This window comes from Deinococcus proteolyticus MRP, from assembly GCF_000190555.1.
GTDB lineage: Bacteria > Deinococcota > Deinococci > Deinococcales > Deinococcaceae > Deinococcus > Deinococcus proteolyticus.
The window spans coordinates 280,862-299,723 of record NC_015169.1; the positions used below are offsets into that span (position 1 = coordinate 280,862).

Here is an 18,862-nt window from a genome sequence, read left to right on the forward strand (position 1 = left end):
CACAGAACCGCGTCCCTGGCCCCGCTTCTCCGCGCCTCAGCCGCCGGGTGCCCGCCCCGCAGCCAGCAGCAGCGGCACGGCAAATGTGGCTGGCCCCCCGGCAAACAGGGGCGCCAGCTCCGCCAGGTGCTCGGCGCGCAGCCGGGCTACCTCCGCTAGAGGCAGGCTGCGCAGCGGCAAGCCTTCCAGCCCCTGCACGATGTGGACCCAGCGCTCCTCCGCCGAAGTGAGAAGCAGCGGCAGGCTGCGGACTTCCAGCCGCAGTTCTGCAAAGCCGGCCGCCGTCAGCAGCTCCTGCGCCGCCTCCAGCGTACCGATGCGGGCAGCAGGCGGCACGGGCGGCTTCAGGCCCAGCGGGGCCAGCCGGGCTGCCCATACCCCCGGCAGCGGGGACATCAGCGGCCCGGTAAACGAGCTGAACACCACTTGTCCCCCTGGCCGCAGCGCCCGCCGCCACTCACGCAGGGCAACGGCCATGTCCGGCAGAAAAAAGAGGCCCGCCGCGCACAGCACCCCGTCCTGGCTGGCGCCGGGCACCGGCAGCTGCGCCCCATCGGCCAGCAGGTAGCGCAGCTGCGGCGGCGTAGGCTGTCTGCGGGCCGCGTCCAGCATCGCGGCGCTGAGGTCGGTGGCCAGCACGCTGCCCCCATCCCCCACCGCAGCCGCCAGGGCGCGGGCGGCCTCGCCGGTGCCGGTCGCCACGTCCAGCCAGTGTTCGCCGGGGCGCGGTCCAGCCCAGCGCACCAACTCGCGTGCGCTCAGGGCCAGGAAGCTCAGCGAGCCGTAGCCAGGGGCAATGGCGTCGCAGTCCGCCAGGCTGGCACGCGGCACCCCGCGGCCCTCAGTTCTGGGGCCGCAGCGCCAGCAGCTCGGCCGGCAACTCGTCCAGGTAAATGTCGGTCCAGGTCTCACCGTCGAAGCTCACCTGCGACTCGAACAGCAGCTCGTTGGGGTGCTCGGCGTCCTCGATAGCGTCCAGCGGCACGTCCAGGCGCAGGCCCTGCGGCACCGGAAAGTCGGCGGCGGGGATGTCGGCCAGGAAAGGTGCGGTGTCCTCGTAGGCGTCCACCAGCGCGGCGCGGGCGAACTCGGCCCAGCGCGCAGGGTCGCCCGCGCCGGTCTGCCGCAGCAGGTCCTGGCGCAGCAGGTCCGCGTGCTCGGCGGCCACCTCGCTCTCGTCCCAGCTCACGCGGCCGTCGGCCATCACGGTGACTTCGGTGGTGCCCAGGTCCAGAATCTGGTTGAAGAATTCGCTCAGCTCCGACTCGGTCGGCTCGGCGCTGGGGTCCACGTACGAGTACCACGTGGAGCCGTCGGGGCTGAATTCGGTGCTGCCCTGTCCCACCAGAATCACCAGGTCTCCCCACTCGCCCACCGGCGTGGTCAGCGGAGTGTTCAGCGGCGCACGCTCCCGCAGCTCGAAGTTCAGGCGGCGGGCGGCAGGCACGCCCTGCGGCAGGTCGCGGCCCTGTTCGTCGGCCCATTCGGTGCGCTCAATCATCTGGCGGTGCCCGGCGGCCCAGCCCGCCTCGTCACGGCCGTGCAGGGTCTGCGCCAGCTCCTCCAGCGCCCCCAGCAGCTCGGCGGGCGGCTCGGGGTCTACGGTCACCAGCCCCTCGCGGTGGTGGGTGACCTGATAGCTGGCCTGCAACTCGCCGCGCTCGCGGGCGATGGGATGCTGCATCAGGAACCGCATGGCCCGCTCGCCCATTTCCGCTGCGGGCAGCGGCTCCCAGGCCCCGTTCCCGAAAGCCACCTGCTGCTCGCGCAGGTGCAGGGCAGTCTGCCCCTCGCTGCCCAGCAGGAAAAAGCGGCTGGCGGCCTCGTCGCCGCGGTCCTTCAGCGAGCGGGGGTCGAACCCGGTCAGCAGCTCGCCGCTCAGGCGCAGCCGCTCGGGCACGCGGATTGCTTCCACGTCGTCCGCGCTGTTCAGGTAGTCGGTGGGGCGCCCGGCGGCCACCCAGCGGGTGCGGTAGTCGGCCGGCCAGGCAGCCGGGGTCGGCAGGCTTTCTTGCAGACCCTCTTCCAGCGTGCGGGCCAGCTCGCCCTGCGGGGCGCGCAGCCATTCCAGCTGCCAGCCGGTGTCCTGCGGCTGGGCGATCACTTCAAAAGCATGGGCCTGGGGCATCAGACCGAGTTGTTTGCGGCGTTTGGCTTCTCCCATATCCCTCAGGGTAGCGCGGCTGCCGGGGTCAGCCCGTTCAGGCGGCCCGCTGCTGGCATGCCCAGCGTAGATGAATTAAGGCTGATGATGAAATAAGCGTCTCCAAGGCGATTTCTGCCGCAGCGCCCGGCTATGTAAGAGGTCAGTGAGGACCGGGGCCGATTCTAAAGGGGTATTTAGGGAGATTCACCGCTCTACCGGAGCGCTCCCATACGGCCCCAACCCTTATCCCCAATCTCTCTGGAGGAACATTTCTGATGGCAAAGATTCTACTTGTTGACGACTCACCCGCCGATATCCGTTTCATGACCGAAGTGCTGCGTGGAATGGGCCACACGGTTGCGAGCACCAGCGACCCGGCCACCGTCGAGCAGGTGATCGGCAGCGAGAAGCCGGAACTGGTCCTGCTGGACGTGGTGATGCCCGACCGCAACGGTTACGAGGTGCTGCGCGGCATCAAGCGCGAGTTTCCCAACCCCGATTTCAAGGTGATTTTCGTGTCTTCCAAGGGCAGCGAAACCGACATCAAGTGGGGTCTGCGCCAGGGCGCGGCCGACTACATCATCAAGCCCTACACCCCCGCCGACGTGCAGGGCGTGCTGAGCCGCCATCTCTGAGCTTCCGTGGGGGACTGAGCTATGGCTGAGCGACTGCTGCTGTTTCGCTACAAGGGCGAGGTTCTGGGCCTGCCGGCTCCGCTGAGCCGTGAAGTGATCGAACTGGATCAGGTGGCCCCCTTGCCCGGCAGCCGTGGAGGCCTGGCCGGCCTCGTGGCGGCCAGCGGTCAGGCCCGCCCGCTGCTGGACCTGCACCGCCTCGCCGGGTTACCCCGGCACCAGGCTTCCCTGGGCCTGGTGGCACAGGTTGGCGAAGAACTGCTGGTGTTTCCTATGGACGAGGTGGTGGGCAACCTCACTGCCGAAGAGACGCTCACCACCAGCGAAATGATTTCCGCGCCCCAGGATACGGGCGACTACCGTCTGGACTTCAAGGTCCGGGTCATCAACCCAGGCGTGCTGAGCAGCACGTTGCAGGCCCGGCTGACTCCGGTCTGACGCCCTAGCCCCTGCCCACCCAGCCCTTCTTGGTTCTGAGGAGACCCAATGACTTCTACTGTTCCTGTCCCAAATTCTGCTACCCAGGCCCCTGTCCCCGCCCGCAAAAAGGGCAACTTCTTCGCCAACCTGCCGGTCCGCCACAAGATTGCGGCGGCGCTGGGCTACATGACCCTGCCGTTCCTGGGCCTGGGGATTACTCAGACGATGGGCTACTACCAGACTTACCAGCAGTCTCAGGAGCGCTTGGACATCGCTTCGCTGTACATGCCGATGCAGGACCTCCAGAAGAACCTGCGCTACATCCGCGGTAGTGCGCCCAAGGAGATTGACGGCCGTTACGTCACGGCGATTCAGGACAACATGAATGCGCTGAGCACCAGCCCCGCAGTTGAGAACAACGCCGAACTGCAGGAAATGTTCGCGGGCCTGAAGGAAAAAGTAGATGTCGTTTTGGCCACCTCGCGCAACAACGCTGCCACTGCCACCGAGCTGAGCGAACAAATCAATGCCGTTCTGGAGCAAGAACTCGGTCCCATGTTCAGCCGCGCTGCAGCAACCGGCAACCTGTTTGCCACCACCTCTGGCGGGGAACACTCGACTTCCGACTTGACCCTGCTGTCCAGCCAGATTTTGCCGGTCGCCCTCCCGGAAAGCGGACAGTACATCGTGCAGTCGCTGCAAGTGCTGGACCAGGTTCAGGCCAAAGGCGGCGTGGCCAGTGAGGCGCAGCGGGTGAAGATTGCCAGCCTGCTGGAACGCGGTGAAGCGTCCATCAAAGATATCTCCGCACGGGCCGACACGATGTTCGAGGAGTTTCCGGAAGTGAAAGCCACCCTGAAACCCAGCTACGACAAGATGCTGACCGAGCTGAACAACTCCTATCAGCTGGTGCGGACCGAGGTCCTGCAAAAGCCGCGGACCAACCTGACCTCGGCCCAGGTGCTCAAGCGGCTGAACCCCATTCTGGAATCCCAGTACGGAGCCTTTTCACTGACCACCCAGCAGCTGCGTGACGCCTACAGCAAGGAACACGAGACGGCCCGCAGAAACCTGCTGAACTTGCTTCTTGGCCTCGTGCTGGCCGCCATCACCCTGTTCGTGCTGGTCCGCCTGCTGGTGAACGCCATCAACCGGCCGCTGCAGCAGCTGACCCAGGCCGCCAGTGCGCTGTCCCGCGGTCAGTTCGGTGTCCGTGTGCCGGTCAACACCAGCGATGAGCTGGGTACCCTGGCCACCACCTTCAACGTGGCCGCTGCACAGCTGGAAGCCAACGAACGCCGCGTGGAAGCCGAGCGTGTGGAACAAGAACGCCTCCAGAACAACATCGGGCAGTTCCTCGACGTCACCATGGACATCGCCGAAGGTGACCTGACCAAGCGCGGCACCGTGACCGAGGACGTGCTCGGCAACGTGGTGGACTCCATCAACCTGATGACCGAGGAGCTGGGCTACGTGCTCGGCAACGTTCAGAAAGCCTCCTCCTCCGTGACCAGCGGCTCCCAGGCCATGCTGGCCACCACCTCCCAGATTCAGGAAGGTACGGCCATGACCGCCGCCGAAGCGCAGCGCGTGGCCGAGCAGGTTCAGGAGCTGACCAACTCGGTGCGCCAGATGGCCGAGCAGGCCCAGGCCTCCGCCGACGCCGCCCGTCAGGCGCTGCTGGCATCGCAGCAGGGACAGGAGGCCGTGACCGGCACGCTGGACGGCATGCAGAACATCCGCCGCGAGGTGCAGGGGGTGGCCAAGAGCATTAAAGGCCTCGGGGACCGCTCGCTGGAAATTCAGGAAATCGTGGACACCATTTCGGGCATCGCCCGCCAGACCAACCTGCTGGCACTGAACGCCACCATCGAGGCGGCCGGTGCAGGGGAAGCAGGCGGACGTTTCTCGATCGTGGCAGACGAAGTGCGCAAACTCGCCGACAACTCGGCCGCCGCCACGGGCCGCATCGCTGCCCTGATCCAGAACATTCAGGCTGAAATTCAGGACGTGGTCGTGAACGTAGAAGAGTCCACCCGCGAGGTGGAACAGGGATACCGCGTGGCCGGCAGCGCCGGTGAACGTCTGCGCCAGATTGGTGAGCTGACCCAGCAGTCGGCCCAGATGGCCGAGAACATCTCGTCCGCAACTCAGCAGCAGGTGCAGGGCATCCAGCAGATGGGCGACGCCGTGCAGCAGATTGCCCAGATTGCCCAGCGCTCGGAAGCGTCGGTGGAGCAGGGCCGCGCCGCCGCCGACCAGCTGCAGCGCCTCGCCGACCAGCTGAACGCTTCGCTCGCCCGTTTCCGCCTGCCGAGCTGATTTTTTCCGGAGGATCCGATATGACCATATCCAATCAGCCCCTCAGGCCACCAGAGGCCGCCCCCACCCCGGCCCCGGGCCAGCCTTTCGCCTCCGGATTCCTGGACCGCTACAGCGTTCGCCAGAAGCTGCTGCTGGTCAGCCTGCTCGCGGGCCTGCCCTTCGCCGTGGCCGGAGGAACCCTGGGGGTCCAGGCCTATACCGGTTATCAGCGGGCCACCACCCAGGCCGCCGTGGCCTCCAACTACTTGCAGCTGCAGAACCTGCAAAAGAACCTGCGTTATATCCGCGGATCGGAACCCCGGAACGTGGACCGCGCGCGGCTGGCCCAGATTCAGGCCGACACCGAAGCCATCACCGCAAGCATGAGCCGCACCAGCTTTAGCGATGCCCAGCGGCTGGCCGGCGAGCTGTCCACCAAGGTGCAGCGGATGGTTGACGACGTGAACAGCAACCTCGGGACGGCCAGCGGTCTGACCGACCAGATCAACTCCATCCTCAACGGCGAACTGCTGTCTCTGTTCACGGTGCTGGCGCAGAGCGGAGACCTGAACGCCAACGCCCGGCCTGAAGCGCTGGGCCTGGTGAGCCTGTCGTCGTCCACGCTGCCGGTGACCCTGCCCAACAGCGGTGGGTACCTGATCGACACCCTGGAAGTGCTCGAACGCGTACGGACCGCTCAGAATGGCGTCCGCACCGATGTGCAGCGGGTCGAAGTAGAAAACAGTATCCGCCGCGGCCGCGAGATGATCTCGGAGCTGCGGCGCGAAAGCGACCTGCTGTTCACCAACTTCCCGGAACTCGCCAGCACCCTCAAGCCGCAGTACGACGCCATGTTCAGCGACCTGGACCAGAGCTACCGCCTGATGTTCAACGAACTGGTGGTCAAATCCAAGACCAACCTGACGGTTGCTGAAGCGCTGGCGACCCTCAACCCCACGCTGGAATCGCAGTACGCCGCCTTCGAGAGCACCACCAAGCAGCTGAACCGGATCTTCGGTGAGCAGCGCCAGGCCGCCCTGAGCGAACTGCTGCTGCTGCTGCTGGCTATCGCACTGCTGACCGCCGTGATCTATCTGCTCACGCAGTACCTGATTCGCTCGGTGCTGGGAGGGCTGAGCCGGCTGACCGAAGGGGCGCAGGCCCTATCGCGTGGGCAGTTCGCCACCCGCGTGCCAGTCACCACCAGCGACGAGTTCGGCACCCTGGCGACCACCTTCAACGCCGCCGCCGCACAGCTGGAAGCCAACGAACGCCGCGTAGAAGCCGAGCGTGTGGAACAAGAACGCCTCCAGAACAACATCGGGCAGTTCCTCGACGTCACCATGGACATCGCTGAAGGTGACCTCACCAAGCGCGGCGTGGTCACCGAGGACGTGCTGGGCAACGTGGTGGACTCCATCAACCTGATGACCGAGGAGCTGGGCTACGTGCTCGGCAACGTTCAGAAAGCCTCCTCCTCCGTGACCAGCGGCTCGCGCCAGATGCTCAGCTCGACCGAAATCATCCAGCAGGGCACCGCGCAGACCACCCAGGCCGCACTGAACGTGGCGCAGCAGACCGCCGAGGTGAACCGCCAGATTCAGGACATGGCACAGCTGGCCCAGGCGACCGCCGAAGCGGCCCGTCAGGCGCTGCTGGCGTCCAGCGAAGGCCAGCAGGCCGTGCAGGAGACGCTGAGTGGCATGCAGGGCATCCGCGCCACCGCCCAGACTGCCGAGGAGCGCATCGCGGCCCTCTCGGAACGCTCCAAGCAGATCGGTCAGATTGTGGATACCATCTCGGGTATCGCCTCGCAGACCAACCTGCTGTCGCTGCACGCTTCGATTGAAGCGGCCGGTGCAGGGGAAGCCGGCGAGCGGTTTAGCGTGGTGGCCGACGAAGTGCGCCAGCTGGCCGACGAATCGGCCGAGGCCACCCGGCAGATTGCCAAGCTGATTACCGGGATTCAAAGTGAAATTGCCGAAGTGGTGCGTACCATGCGTGACAACGCCGAGCAGGTGAACCAGGGGTACGCCGTGGCCGGCACCGCCGGTCAGCGCCTGGAACAGATCGGCGAATTGTCGCGTGAATCGGCCCGTCTGGCCGAACAGATTTCGATTTCCACCCGTGAGCAGGTAGAGAACATCGAACAGGTGTCCTCCTCGGTGCAGGACATCGCCCAGACCGCCGAACGCTCCCAGCAGTCGGTGGAACAGAGCCGCGCCGCTGCCGAGCAGCTGCAGCAGCTGGCCGAGCGCCTGAACGCCTCGCTGACGCGTTTCCGACTGCCGAGCCAATGAGCGTGCCAGGGCCGGCCCCGCAGCTGCGGGCCACTTTGAAAGGGAGTTCATGACCACCGCCAACAACGAACTGCTGCGCTTTTTCTTTGAAGATGTCGCAGACACCATGTCCGGCATCGACGAGCGCCTGCACTATCTCAAGAGCGCCCGGAATCACGAGGAAGCTGCGCCCCAGATGGAAGCCCTGGGTGTGCTGGCCCACCGCCTGCGCGGGACTGCCGGCCTGTACGGCTTTCCGCAGATGGCCCAGCTGGCGTCGGTGGCCGAGCGGCTGCTGATGCCGCGCCCCCGCCTGAACCCCGAGCTGCAGGGCACCTACACCGAGGTGATGGAAGACATCGCGGCCGCCCTGCGGGGCGCTATCAAGCAGGCTGAGGCCACCGGCCGGGAAGGCAACCTGGGTCTGACCTTCGCGCAGAGCGGCGCTGCACAGAAAATGAGCGAGCTGCTGCGCACCCAGCCTGGAGCCTTTCACCTGGCCCGTGGACACCTGCGCGGCCAGACGGCAGACCTGGACACGGCCCTGGGCAGCGCAGGGCCTGAACCGGCGGCGGCAGGTACGCCTGCCCAGGCTCCGGCCACGGCGATTCAGGGCCAAGTGGGCGGCGACCGGCTGAGCCAGCAGCTGCACGACTTCGCCCGCGACAACGCCGAGGTGTGGGAGTACTTCGCCCCCGAAGTGCAGGAGCACCTCGACGCGCTGCAGCTGGGTCTGGGCGCCGCCGAGCCGGATGTCGCTGCGCTGTTCCGCTCGGCGCACACCATCAAGGGCAGCTCCTACATGGTGGGCCTGCAGCCGCTGGGGGACTTCGCCCACCGCATGGAAGACCTGCTGGGCGCCGTACGCGACGGGCGCCAGGAGCTGGCCGGTCCGGCAGCCGACACCCTGGAACTGGCCAGCGACCTGATTGGGCAGATGTTGCAGGCTGCGGGCGGCCAGAACGTGGCCCTGGACGAGCCGGTCGACCGCCTCGCCACACGCCTGCAGCTGCTGGCCGGCGGGCACGACTGGACCGAGGTGGTGGCCCGCGAAACGCAGCGCGCCGCTGCCCAGCAGGCACAGCAAGCCCAGCAGGCGGCGCAGGTTCTCCCCACGGAGACGGCCCAGCCCGTTTCCAACCTGCACAGTGAACTGGCCGCTTTCGGCCGCGAGAACGCCGAGGTGCTGGAATACTTCGCCCCCGAAGTGCACGAACACCTCGACGCGCTGCGGGCGCAGCTGGAACGTGCCGACGCCGCCGATATCAACGAGCTGTTCCGTTCGGCACACACCATCAAGGGCAGCGCCTACATGGTGGGCCTGCAGCCGCTGGGGGACTTCGCCCACCGCCTGGAAGACCTGTTCGGTGCAGTGCGCGACGGCGCCCAGGCGCTCAGCAGTCCAGTGCTGGAGACCATCGACCACGCAGTGGACGTGCTGGCCCGCATGCTGGCCCTGACCCAGGACCAGGACACCGCTGCGCCGCAGGACACTGCCGTGGCGCAGGACGCCGCGCAGTTGGGCGAACGCCTGCAACTGCTGGCGCTGGGCCGCAGCCTGGACAGCATTCTGGAAAGCGAGCGGGCAGCGGCGGAAACGGCGGGCACCGCGCCTGCCGAGACAGCCCCCCAGGCCGCTCCCAGCAGCGCCGCGCTGCTTGCGGCGCGCACCAGCGTGCGCGTGGATACCCGCCGCCTGGAAAACCTGATGGATCAGGTCGGGGACCTGGTGGTGTCGCGTGCCCGGCTGGAACAGGCCCTGAGCCAGTTCGCCGCGCTGCAGGGCGCCCTGGACCAGTCGCAGGCCCGCTTCAGCCGCACGGTGCGCGACTTCGAAGAACGTTACCTCAACCCCGACATGGTGTCTGCCGGCACGGCCGACACAGGCCGCGCCGCCGTGCTGGGCACCGACCTGAGCGAGCAGTTCGACGAACTGGAGTTCGACACCTACAACGACCTGAATATTCTGGCGCGGTCCATGACCGAGCTGGCGGCCGACTTCTCCGAGGTGCGCTCGCGCTTTGAGCAGGGCCTGCGGGCGCTGCAAGAAGAAAGTGAAGACCTCGGCAAGTTGACCCGCCGTCTGCGCCTGGACCTCAGCCGCACCAGCCGCGTGCCGTTCAGCGGCACCGCCAGCCGCCTGCGCCGCTGGGCACGTGAACGCGAAGACCGCCTCAGGCTCACCATCGAAGGCGAAAGCACCGAGGTGGATACGGCCGTGCTGCAACAGCTGGCCGAGCCGCTGCTGCACCTGCTGAACAACGCGGCCAGCCACGGAATCGCGTCCCCCGAGGTGCGCCGCGCCGCCGGCAAGCCTGAGCTGGGTCAGGTCACGGTGCGCGTGGGCGAGGTGGGCAACTTCCTGGAAGTGACTGTAGAAGACGACGGCCAGGGCCTGGACCACGGCGCCATCCGCGTGCGGGCACTGGAAAAGGGCCTGCGTTCGGCGCAGGAACTGGACGGCATGAGTCCAGCCGACATCGCCCGCCTGATTCTGCTGCCGGGCCTCTCGACCGCCCAGACCGTCAGCGCCGAGGCGGGACGCGGCGTGGGCATGGACGTGGTGGCCAGCACCCTGCGCCAGATGGGCGGCGACCTGCTGATTCAGACCGAGCCCGGCCAGGGCACGGCCTTTACCATGCGTATTCCCACCAACCAGCGCATCACCGACCTGCTGACCTGCCGGGTGGGCGAATCGGAAGTGGCCTTCTCGGTGGGCACCGTACGGGTACTGCTGGAGCACCGCGCCGGCGAACTGCTCAGCGGTGAAGGCGGCCCCGAGCTGCTGCTGGACGGCGAGCGCCTGCCGGTCATCGACCTGCGCCGTATCTGGGGCGTAGAAGAACCCAGCGACACCTACAGCCTGGTGGTGCTGAACTCGGTCACCGGCGACGTGGCCGTGCGCGTCGACGCCTTCGGCGAAATCGACGAAGCGGCTGTGGGCGCCCTGGGCGGTGTCCTGGCGCAGCTGGATTACCTGTCCGGCACCGCCATCTCCGCTGGGGGTCAGCCGATGCCCATCATCGACCCGGCTGGCGTGGCCCGGCTGGCCCGCCGCCGCGAAGCCTGGCTGCGTCCCGAATCCCGCAGCGCGGCCGAGATACGCCGGGCGGCGCGGGTGCTGCTGGTGGACGACTCGCTCTCGGTGCGCCGGCTGGTCAGCCGGATGCTGGAGCGCGGCGGCTACGAGGTGGTCACGGCCAACGACGGCCAAGAAGCCCTGGACCTGCTGCAGCTGGACACGCGCTTCGACCTGGTCATCTCCGACCTGGAAATGCCGCGCATGAACGGTTACGAGCTGCTTTCGGCCCTGCGTGGCCGCCCCGCCACCGCGGCGCTGCCGCTGGTCGTGATGACCACCCGCGCCGGCGAGAAGCACCAGCGGCTGGCTTTCCAGCTGGGCGCGAACGACTACTTCAGCAAGCCGGTGGATGAGGCCCTGCTGCTGCGCCGACTCGGCAGTATGCTCGGAGACGCATGAAACAGATTTTCGTGGTCGTTCCCGACCCTGCCCGCGCCGCACTGATCGGCTGGCTGGTCAGTGCAGCCGGGGCACATGCCCACCTCAGCGACGGCGCCCTGCCGGCCCTGACCGAGCTGGAGCGTGCAGAAGTGGACGCCGTGATCTGCAGCGAGGACGCCGGCGACATGACCGGCGAGGACTTCCGCAACATCCTGCGTTACGAGCCCGCCACCCGGCTGACTCCGGTGTACCTGCTGACCCCCCAAGCAGGGCAGCAGCGTGCCGAGGCGCCCAACTACGATGTGGAACCCAGCATCAACACCCTGGACCTGGTGCAGATGGTGCTGGCCCAGGTGGGGGTAGACGCCGCGCCGCACCTGCCCTGCGACGGTACCCCCGGCGACCTGCACGGCGAAATGGACGAGGTGGGCCTGGCCGAGCTGATCAGCTGGGTGGCCGAGATGGAACTGAGCGGCCACTGGCTGATCGAGATCCAGGGCCACCGGGGCTACCTGCTGATGCAGCGCGGCGACGTCACCTACGCCGAGTTCAGCGGATACGGCGGCCACGCCGCGCTGCTGGAACTGCTGGACCAAGCGGAACAGGACCCGCACAGCCGCTTCCGGTTCTGCCGCGCCGAACTGCCTGAGGGACCAGCCCCCCGCAACATCGAGGAACGGACCGAACGCCTGCTGATGGAAGTCACCGTGGACCTTGACCACCGCCACGCCGAGCGCGCCGCTTCCGACTGAGCCTTTTCCCCTAACGTCCCGATCCCAACGTCCCAAGGAGGACCAATGAGCAACATTTTCGTGATTGACGACAGCATCAGCGTCCGCAAGGCGCTGGAACTGGCCCTGAAAAAAGAAGGCCTGAACGTCCGCACTGCGGCCAGCGCCGAAGCCGCCCTGGAGCAGCTGGACAGCGAGCCCACCGACCTGATTATCGCTGACGTGATTATGCCGGGCCTGAGCGGGTTCGAGCTGTGCCAGAAGCTCAAGGCCGATGACCGCTACCGCCACATTCCACTGCTGATTATCAGCGGCAATGTGGACGCCGACACCCGCCAGCAGGCGCACGACGTGGGCGCCGCCGGCGTGCTGAAAAAGCCTTTCCGCCAGGAAGAACTGATGCCTGCTGTCCGGCATGCGCTGGCGAGCGCAGCCCCGGCACCTGAGGTCACGGCTTCCGAAACCCCGGCTTCTGACACCGCAGCCGCCGAGGCCGGCGCAGCAGCGATGGTCAACCCCCCTGCTGTGGAAGCCCGCCCCCAGCCGCACGGCAGCGCCTTCAGCGCCATGGTGGACCGGGCCGCCCAGGTGCCCGGCGTCCTGAGCGCTGTTCTGGTCGAGCGCAGCGGCGAGGTGCTGGAACGCCGCGGCGACCCGCTGCCTGAGAACATCGGCCAGTTCGCCCGCTTCTATATGGGCACCGCCGACTTCCTGGCCGGCCAGCTGGGCGAAAGCAGCGCCGGGCCGCTGGAGCTGGAACTGGGCAGCAAGCGCCTGACCGTGCGCGGCCTGGGCGATAAGCTGCTGCTCACGCTCAGCCGCCTCTGAACCTCTCTGCCCGGTACCTCCCCTGCCCTTGCTGGCGGGGGAGCCTTCTTTACTGCTTGAAAAGATGTCCCTCTTTTTGGCGGATGGTTCGGAGCAGTGTTCTGCTAGCTGCTCCGGGCCCCGCCTCCCCGGCTCAGGTGGCCGAGTCCTTCACGATGCTCAGCGACCCGCCCGATTCCAGCACCGCCCACTGCACGTCCGCGATGTCCAGCACCCCAGCCGAGCGCATGTGCTGGTGCAGGATGTCGTCGGAGATGCGGGCGCGGCGCATGTTCTCCTTCAGCTTGGTTCCTTTTTCCACCAGCACCACCGGCGGGTTGTCGAAGGTGTTCTGCACGGCAGAGAAGCGGGCACTCAGGCGCGAGATCAGCCACTGCAGCCCCACCAGTGTCAGGATGCTGAGACTGCTTTCCACGATGCTCTGGCCCAGAATGGCGCTGGCGACCAGCGACCCGGCCGCCACGTTGGTCAGGAAGTCGAAGGACGTGAAGCTGGCGAATGTGCGCGCGCCGAAGGTGCGGGCCAGCAGCACCACATAGCCCAGCAGCAGCGTGGTGGACAGCACGGTCCGCACCACCAGATTCATAGTCCAGCCGCCCTCCGGGGTCAGGATATTGAGCAGTTCAGTCCAGGCAGTGTCCAGTAGGGTCATGCCCGGCAGTGTAAACGCGGCCGCTCCGCCTGCGTGCCCGTGCACGCAAAAAGGCGGCGCCCCGTGTGGGGAACCGCCTCCTCTGCGGGCCTGCGAAACTACATGTGCAGGGCGCGGCCGTCCACAGCCAGAGCGGCTTCCTTGACCACTTCGGCCAGGGTGGGGTGCGCGTGGATGGTGCGGGCCAGGTCCTCGGCACTGCCGCCGAATTCCATGATGGCCACCACTTCGGCAATCAGTTCCGAGACGTTCGCGCCGATCATGTGGACGCCCAGAATCTTGTCGGTGCCGGCGTCGGCCACCACTTTCACGAAGCCGCGCGGGTCGCCGTGGCCCAGCGCCCGGCCGTTGGCGCTGAAGGGGAACTGGCCGGTCTTCACGCTCAGGCCCTGTTCCTTGGCGGCCTTTTCGGTCAGGCCCGCCCAGGCGATTTCGGGGCTGGTGTAGATGACCCAGGGAATGGCGTCGTAGGCCACGTGTCCGGCCTGACCCGCCAGCATCTCGGCCAGGGCCACGCCTTCCTCCTCGGCCTTGTGGGCCAGCATGGCGCCGCCGATCACATCGCCGATGGCGTATACGCCGGGCAGGTTGGTGCGGTAGTGGCTGTCCACGCGCACGAAACCGCGCTCGTCCAGCTCCAGGCCCACGTTTTCAGCGCCCAGACCCTGCGTGTTGGGCACGCGGCCAATGCTCACAATCAGCTTGTCGAAGCGGGCCGTGACTTCTTGGTCGCCCTCTGCGTAGGTGACGGTCACGCCGGAGTCGTCCTGCTCCACGCGGCTGATGTTCACGCCAAAGTGGAAATCCAGCCCCTGTTTCTTGAACTGCTTGAGCGCTTCTTTGCTCACGGCGTCGTCGGCGGCCATCAGGAAGCCGGGCAGGGCTTCCAGAATGGTCACTTCGGCACCCAGGCGGCGCCACACGCTGCCCAGCTCCAGGCCGATTACGCCTGCGCCGATCACGCCCAGCTTGCCGGGGACGGCTTCAAAGCTCAGCGCACCGCTGTTTTCCACGACGTGCCCGCCGAAAGGAGCGATGGGCAGTTCGCGGGGGTTGGAGCCGGTCGCCACGATGACGTGACGGGCCACCACTTCGGTGCCGGCGGCGTCCACCACCCAGCCGCCCTCGTCCTGGCGCACCAGGCGGCCCAGGCCGTGGAAGGACTGAATCTTGTTCTTCTTGAACAGGTAGGCGATGCCGCCGGTCAGCTTGTCGACCACGCCGTTTTTGCGGGACAGCATCTTGGACACGTCCACCGAAGCGCCCTGCACGTGAATGCCGTGCTCTTCGGCTTCGGTCTGAATCATTTCGTACTTCTCGGAAGAGTCCAGCATCGCCTTGCTGGGAATGCAGCCCACGTTGAGGCAGGTGCCGCCCAGTGAGGCCTTGCCGTCCCGCTCGAAGGCGTCCACACAAGCCACCTTGAAGCCCAGCTGCGCCGCACGAATGGCTGCCACGTAACCCGCCGGGCCGCCGCCGATGACCAACACGTCATAAGAATCCATAAGGTCCAGTTTAGCGCCGGCACGGCAAGAAGCCGGGCTCTGTCTCCCATCCAGGGACAGAGCAGGCCCAGCTACTGCGGCAGCAATGCGAAGTACCGGCCCAGTCCGGCTGCCACAGCCTGCGCGCAGGCCTCCTGGCCCGCCGGACTCATCAGCAGCCGCAGATTCTGGGGGTCAGTCAGGTACCCCAGCTCCAGCAGCACACTGGGCTGCGAAGTAGGCCGGGTGAGGGCCAGGTTGGCAGCGGGGTGCAGGCCGTCGTCTCCAGCTTGCGGCAGCGCCGCCACCAGCGCCGCTTGCAGGGCGGCAGCCAGCGGCCGGCTCTGTTCATGCGTGAAGTAACTGCCGATTCCGCGCACGCTGCGGGGGTCTTTGCCATCAGGAATGGCATTGGCGTGAATACTGACCAACACTTCGGCGCCGCGCTGCTCGGCCAGCAGAGGACGGCTGTACAGCGGCACAGTGCGGTCGTCGGCGCGGGTCAGGGTGACCTGCGCGCCCTGGGCCCGCAGCAGTTCGGCTATACGCAGGGTGATGGGCAGGGTCAGGCCCTTTTCAGGCACGCGCAGTGACCCGGCACCACCCAGCTCACTGCCGCCGTGCCCCGCGTCCAGCACGATGTGACGTCCGGCCAGTGGGCCAGGAAGGGGAGCCGTGCGGTAACGCAGCACCAGAGTGTCACCCAGTTCGCCAGCCCGGTAAAACGCCTGAAAGCCGTGCAGCGGCCGCCCCACACCCAGGTCCAGCTGCAGCGTGCTGGCCTGGGCCTGCAGGTTCAGGTCCAGACCAGCCGGTAGGGTCCAGCTGCCCCCCGGCCGCGCCCCGATGATGCTGAGCTGCAGTCTTCCGCCCTGTTCAGCCAGCTGGAACGGTACGCGGGCCGACACCGGAAATTCCAGCTCCTGCCACTCCCCCGCTCCCGCCGCACGCCAGCGCGGGGCCGCCACGGCCGCCAGCAGCAGCGGCGTACCGGGAGGCAGCAGCCGCAGCGTGTCACGGCTGGCCCAGAGCAGGCGGCCGTCGGCCAGGCGCACCCGGCTGAGGTCGCCGCGCACGGCCACCACCTCGGCACGTATGCCGGCGCGGGCGTACAGCACCGGTCGGCCGGCATCGTCCTCCCAGGCAGCCCGCACAGGGTTGACCCCATAGCCCTGGTCCGGGTCCACGACCTCGGCAGTGCGGGGCGGATTCAGCGGTTGCAGCGGCGCCGCAGCGCGGGCAGGCGCCGCCTGCCGGAACACCCGCAGCGTGGCCGCCCAGCTCTGGCCGCCGCGCTGGCTGGTCAGGCGCAGCAGATTGGCCCCCTGCTGGAGGGGAACCCACTCGATAAACAGACCGTCGGGCCCTGCCGTCAGCGGCCGCCCGTTCAGCTGCAGGCTGGTTCCCGGCAGCACGCTGCCTTCCAGCAACACGTAGGGATGCGCCACGCGGTGCCCGTCGTCCGGATAGGCCACGAAAATCGGGGCCTGGGGGTGGTCCAGGGTCAGACCGGATGCCGGGCTGCGGGCCGTTCCCGCGACCTGAGCGGCGGCAACCGGGAGAACAGCCAGCGTCAGCAGCCCAGCTCCCAGCAGCAGTGAGCTGGCCGAAGCTTGCAGTCGCCGCGCAAGTTTCGCCCTGGCTCTGGCCGACACAGGGGCTCCGCAAGGCCCGGACCCTGCGGCCAGGCGGCGGCCTTCAAAAAAACGGTAGTACATGCAACCCCTCCTCTGCCGCTCCCCAGGCTGCAGGGAATAGCGGACCAGCGAGCATCACTCTAGATGCTTCTCATGAAGACAGAGGGCCTTGAGGCTGCGGCGCTGACCGCTGAGCTGGGCCCCGCCAACCACGTCTTTTCCCGGATGTAGGGCCGGATTTCCCGGAGCCGGGCCTGGCAGGTGATGAATTGCTAAGTATAAGGGATTTTGCCCGGAGCTTCAGGATGGATAGTTTCTAAAGCTGCAATTCACGAGCTTGGCGGATGTCACCCCTACCTTGACGTCAAGGAGTACCTATGAACTTACAAGACCAATTCAGCAATTTTTTCTCCAACCGCGTGGTCGAACTGCTGGCCGGCGCCGTTGGCCTGAACCCTTCCCAGACCCAGTCGGCCCTGCGGACCATCTTGCCCCGTCAGCTGGACAGCCTGGCTGACCTGGCCGGCAACCCGCAGACCGCAGCCAACCTGGGTGACCTGTGGACCGGCAGCGACCTGCCCCAGGACCCTGAGCAGGCCCTGGGCAGCGCTGAGGGCCTCAGCCGCCTGGAAACCCTGGGACAGACCCTCAGCGGCCGCCTGTTCGGCGGGACCGGTAACTGGCTGGGCGACGCGGCGCAGTTCGCCGGCGGCAACCAGAGTGCGGCCAGCCGCCTGAGCCACCTGGCGCTGCCTCTGCTGCTGAGCTTCCTGGGCCGCAGCGGTGTGACGGCCCAGAACGCCGCCAGCCAGCTGACCGGTATGCGCGGCGCACTGAGCGCCATGCTGCCCGCTGCCGGCGTTGCAGGCGTGACCCAGCTGGTCGAAGGTACCGGCACCGGCGAAGTGATTGACTCGGTGGCTGCCCGCCCCGAAGTCGAAGTGCGTGAAGGTGCACCTGTGCACGCTACCCCAACCCCCGCTCCCGCGCCACAGCCCGAGCCCGAGCGGCACCTGGCTGCTGCCCCCGTGCCGCAGGAGCGCAGCGGCTGCAACCCGCTGTGGCTGCTGCCCCTGCTGCTGTTGGGTGGCCTGGCCTGGTACCTGAGCCAGAACCGCGAAGAACCCATCCCTGCGCCCACAACCTCACAGACCACCACCTCGACCACGACCACTACCTCGGCCAGCACCACTTCGGCCAGTACCACTTCGGCCAGCACCACCGACGAAGGCATTGTGGTGGGCAACGTCAAGGACGGCGCCGAGCTGCCCCTGGAGCCCTTCGTCCTGAGCGGCACCGCTCCTGCCGACGAAGTTCTGAGCATCACCAACCAGAACGGTGAGCTACTCGCCACCGAAACTGCCGACGCCGACGGCAAGTGGGAAATCCAGATGCCTGCTCCTCTGGCCGGTGAAAACGTGTACACCGTTACCGGCACCCCCAGCGAGGCCACCAGTATCTTTACGGTGCAGGGCACTGGCGAGAGCAGCAGTGCTGCTGCCACCACCCCCGCTGCAGCCGCCACGGTCAGCACCACCACCAGCACGACCACGACCTCGGCAGCCAGCACCGCCGGTGAGCCTGTCACCATCACTGAGCCGGCCAGTGGCGCCGCCGTGCCAGCCGAGTCGTTCACCATCGCCGGTCAGGGCCAGCCCAACGCCAAGTACGCTCTGTTTGAGGACGGCGTGAACGTAGGCACCTTCTTCGCAGACGAAAAGGGAGCCTGGAGCGCCGATATCACGGCCCCTCAGCCTGGCGACCGCACCTACGCGGTGATTGACGAGAGCGGCAATCAGGTGGCAGAACTGCCCGTAACTGTGAACCAGCCTGTGGCCTCGGCCGACTGCTCGGTCAACGACGTGCTGAGCCTCAGCCTGGCCGACGGCGATACCGTCAGCGCCCCCTTCCGCTTCGGCGGCACCGGCAGCGCCGAGAGCTACACCGTGCGTGTGCTGCGCGGCAGCGACCAGATTGGCGAGAAGGTCATCGACAACGGCGACAACTGCTCCTGGAGCTACCTGAGCGAGCCCGGCGGCCAGGCAGGCAGCACCGGCGAAATCACCTACGAAGTGACCCCGGCCGGCGCGAGCACCCCTGAAAGCACCATCACCCTGAACGTGGTGCAGAGCGGTGCCAACTTCGAAAACGGCCAGTACGTTGGCCCGACCACCAACTGAGCCGGACCTCTACTCCTTCTCAGCCCCTGCCTCAGTGCAGGGGTTGTTTCATACCGGCCCAGAGCTTTTGGGCGGCGCAGCCGCAACACGGTGTAGCTGCAGC

The 18,862-nt window shown here is 67.2% G+C and carries 13 protein-coding genes; 8 read left to right on the forward strand and 5 right to left on the reverse strand.

Going from position 1 to position 18,862, the window contains the following annotated elements; all coding sequences use genetic code 11:
- Positions 1-36 precede the first annotated feature (36 nt).
- Positions 37-831, reverse strand: coding sequence for a class I SAM-dependent methyltransferase (locus DEIPR_RS11450; RefSeq protein WP_013623119.1), 795 nt, complete (start codon positions 829-831; stop codon positions 37-39).
- Positions 832-841: 10 nt separating this feature from the next.
- Positions 842-2,164, reverse strand: a complete 1,323-nt coding sequence (locus DEIPR_RS11455) for a hypothetical protein (protein WP_013623120.1) — start codon at positions 2,162-2,164, stop codon at positions 842-844.
- 257 nt (positions 2,165-2,421) lie between these two features.
- On the opposite strand from DEIPR_RS11455, the gene DEIPR_RS11460 reads away from it, so the two are divergent.
- Genes DEIPR_RS11460 through DEIPR_RS11490 form a run of 7 tightly spaced genes read left to right on the forward strand, consistent with a single transcriptional unit; the run spans position 2,422 to position 12,806 of the window.
- Positions 2,422-2,781, forward strand: coding sequence for a response regulator (locus DEIPR_RS11460; protein ID WP_013623121.1), 360 nt, complete (start codon positions 2,422-2,424; stop codon positions 2,779-2,781).
- Between the two features lie 21 nt (positions 2,782-2,802).
- Entirely contained in the window at positions 2,803-3,219 is a 417-nt protein-coding gene (locus DEIPR_RS11465) for a chemotaxis protein CheW (protein ID WP_013623122.1), read from the forward strand.
- A 48-nt stretch (positions 3,220-3,267) separates the two neighbouring features.
- Positions 3,268-5,523, forward strand: coding sequence for a methyl-accepting chemotaxis protein (locus DEIPR_RS14215; RefSeq protein ID WP_013623123.1), 2,256 nt, complete (start codon positions 3,268-3,270; stop codon positions 5,521-5,523).
- Between the two features lie 20 nt (positions 5,524-5,543).
- On the forward strand, positions 5,544-7,805 hold the full coding sequence (locus DEIPR_RS11475; protein ID WP_013623124.1) for a methyl-accepting chemotaxis protein: 2,262 nt from the start codon (positions 5,544-5,546) through the stop codon (positions 7,803-7,805).
- 49 nt (positions 7,806-7,854) lie between these two features.
- Positions 7,855-11,265 carry a hybrid sensor histidine kinase/response regulator gene (locus DEIPR_RS11480; RefSeq protein WP_013623125.1) on the forward strand — a complete coding sequence of 1,137 codons (3,411 nt, stop codon included), beginning with the start codon at positions 7,855-7,857 and terminating at the stop codon, positions 11,263-11,265.
- A complete protein-coding gene (locus tag DEIPR_RS11485; protein WP_013623126.1) occupies positions 11,262-11,999 on the forward strand; it encodes a DUF4388 domain-containing protein in 738 nt (245 codons plus the stop codon). The genes DEIPR_RS11480 and DEIPR_RS11485 overlap by 4 nt, the downstream gene beginning before the upstream one ends.
- A 45-nt stretch (positions 12,000-12,044) precedes the next feature.
- The gene (locus DEIPR_RS11490) at positions 12,045-12,806 is read left to right on the forward strand and encodes a response regulator (protein ID WP_013623127.1); all 762 of its coding nucleotides are present in this window, start codon (positions 12,045-12,047) and stop codon (positions 12,804-12,806) included.
- Positions 12,807-12,939: 133 nt separating this feature from the next.
- Here DEIPR_RS11490 and DEIPR_RS11495 read toward each other — a convergent pair whose 3' ends face one another.
- The 3 genes from DEIPR_RS11495 to DEIPR_RS11505 form a co-directional block, all read right to left on the reverse strand.
- The gene (locus DEIPR_RS11495; RefSeq protein ID WP_013623128.1) at positions 12,940-13,458 is read right to left on the reverse strand and encodes a DUF421 domain-containing protein; all 519 of its coding nucleotides are present in this window, start codon (positions 13,456-13,458) and stop codon (positions 12,940-12,942) included.
- Positions 13,459-13,556: 98 nt separating this feature from the next.
- Positions 13,557-14,963, reverse strand: a complete 1,407-nt coding sequence (gene lpdA, locus DEIPR_RS11500; RefSeq protein ID WP_013623129.1) for a dihydrolipoyl dehydrogenase — start codon at positions 14,961-14,963, stop codon at positions 13,557-13,559.
- Between the two features lie 71 nt (positions 14,964-15,034).
- Positions 15,035-16,597 (reverse strand): N-acetylmuramoyl-L-alanine amidase family protein, encoded by a 1,563-nt coding sequence (locus tag DEIPR_RS11505; protein WP_245532754.1) that lies wholly within the window; start codon positions 16,595-16,597, stop codon positions 15,035-15,037.
- Between the two features lie 359 nt (positions 16,598-16,956).
- Here DEIPR_RS11505 and DEIPR_RS11510 point away from each other — a divergent pair, with 359 nt between their 5' ends.
- A complete protein-coding gene (locus DEIPR_RS11510) occupies positions 16,957-18,759 on the forward strand; it encodes a DUF937 domain-containing protein (protein ID WP_013623131.1) in 1,803 nt (600 codons plus the stop codon).
- Positions 18,760-18,862: the final 103 nt, after the last annotated feature.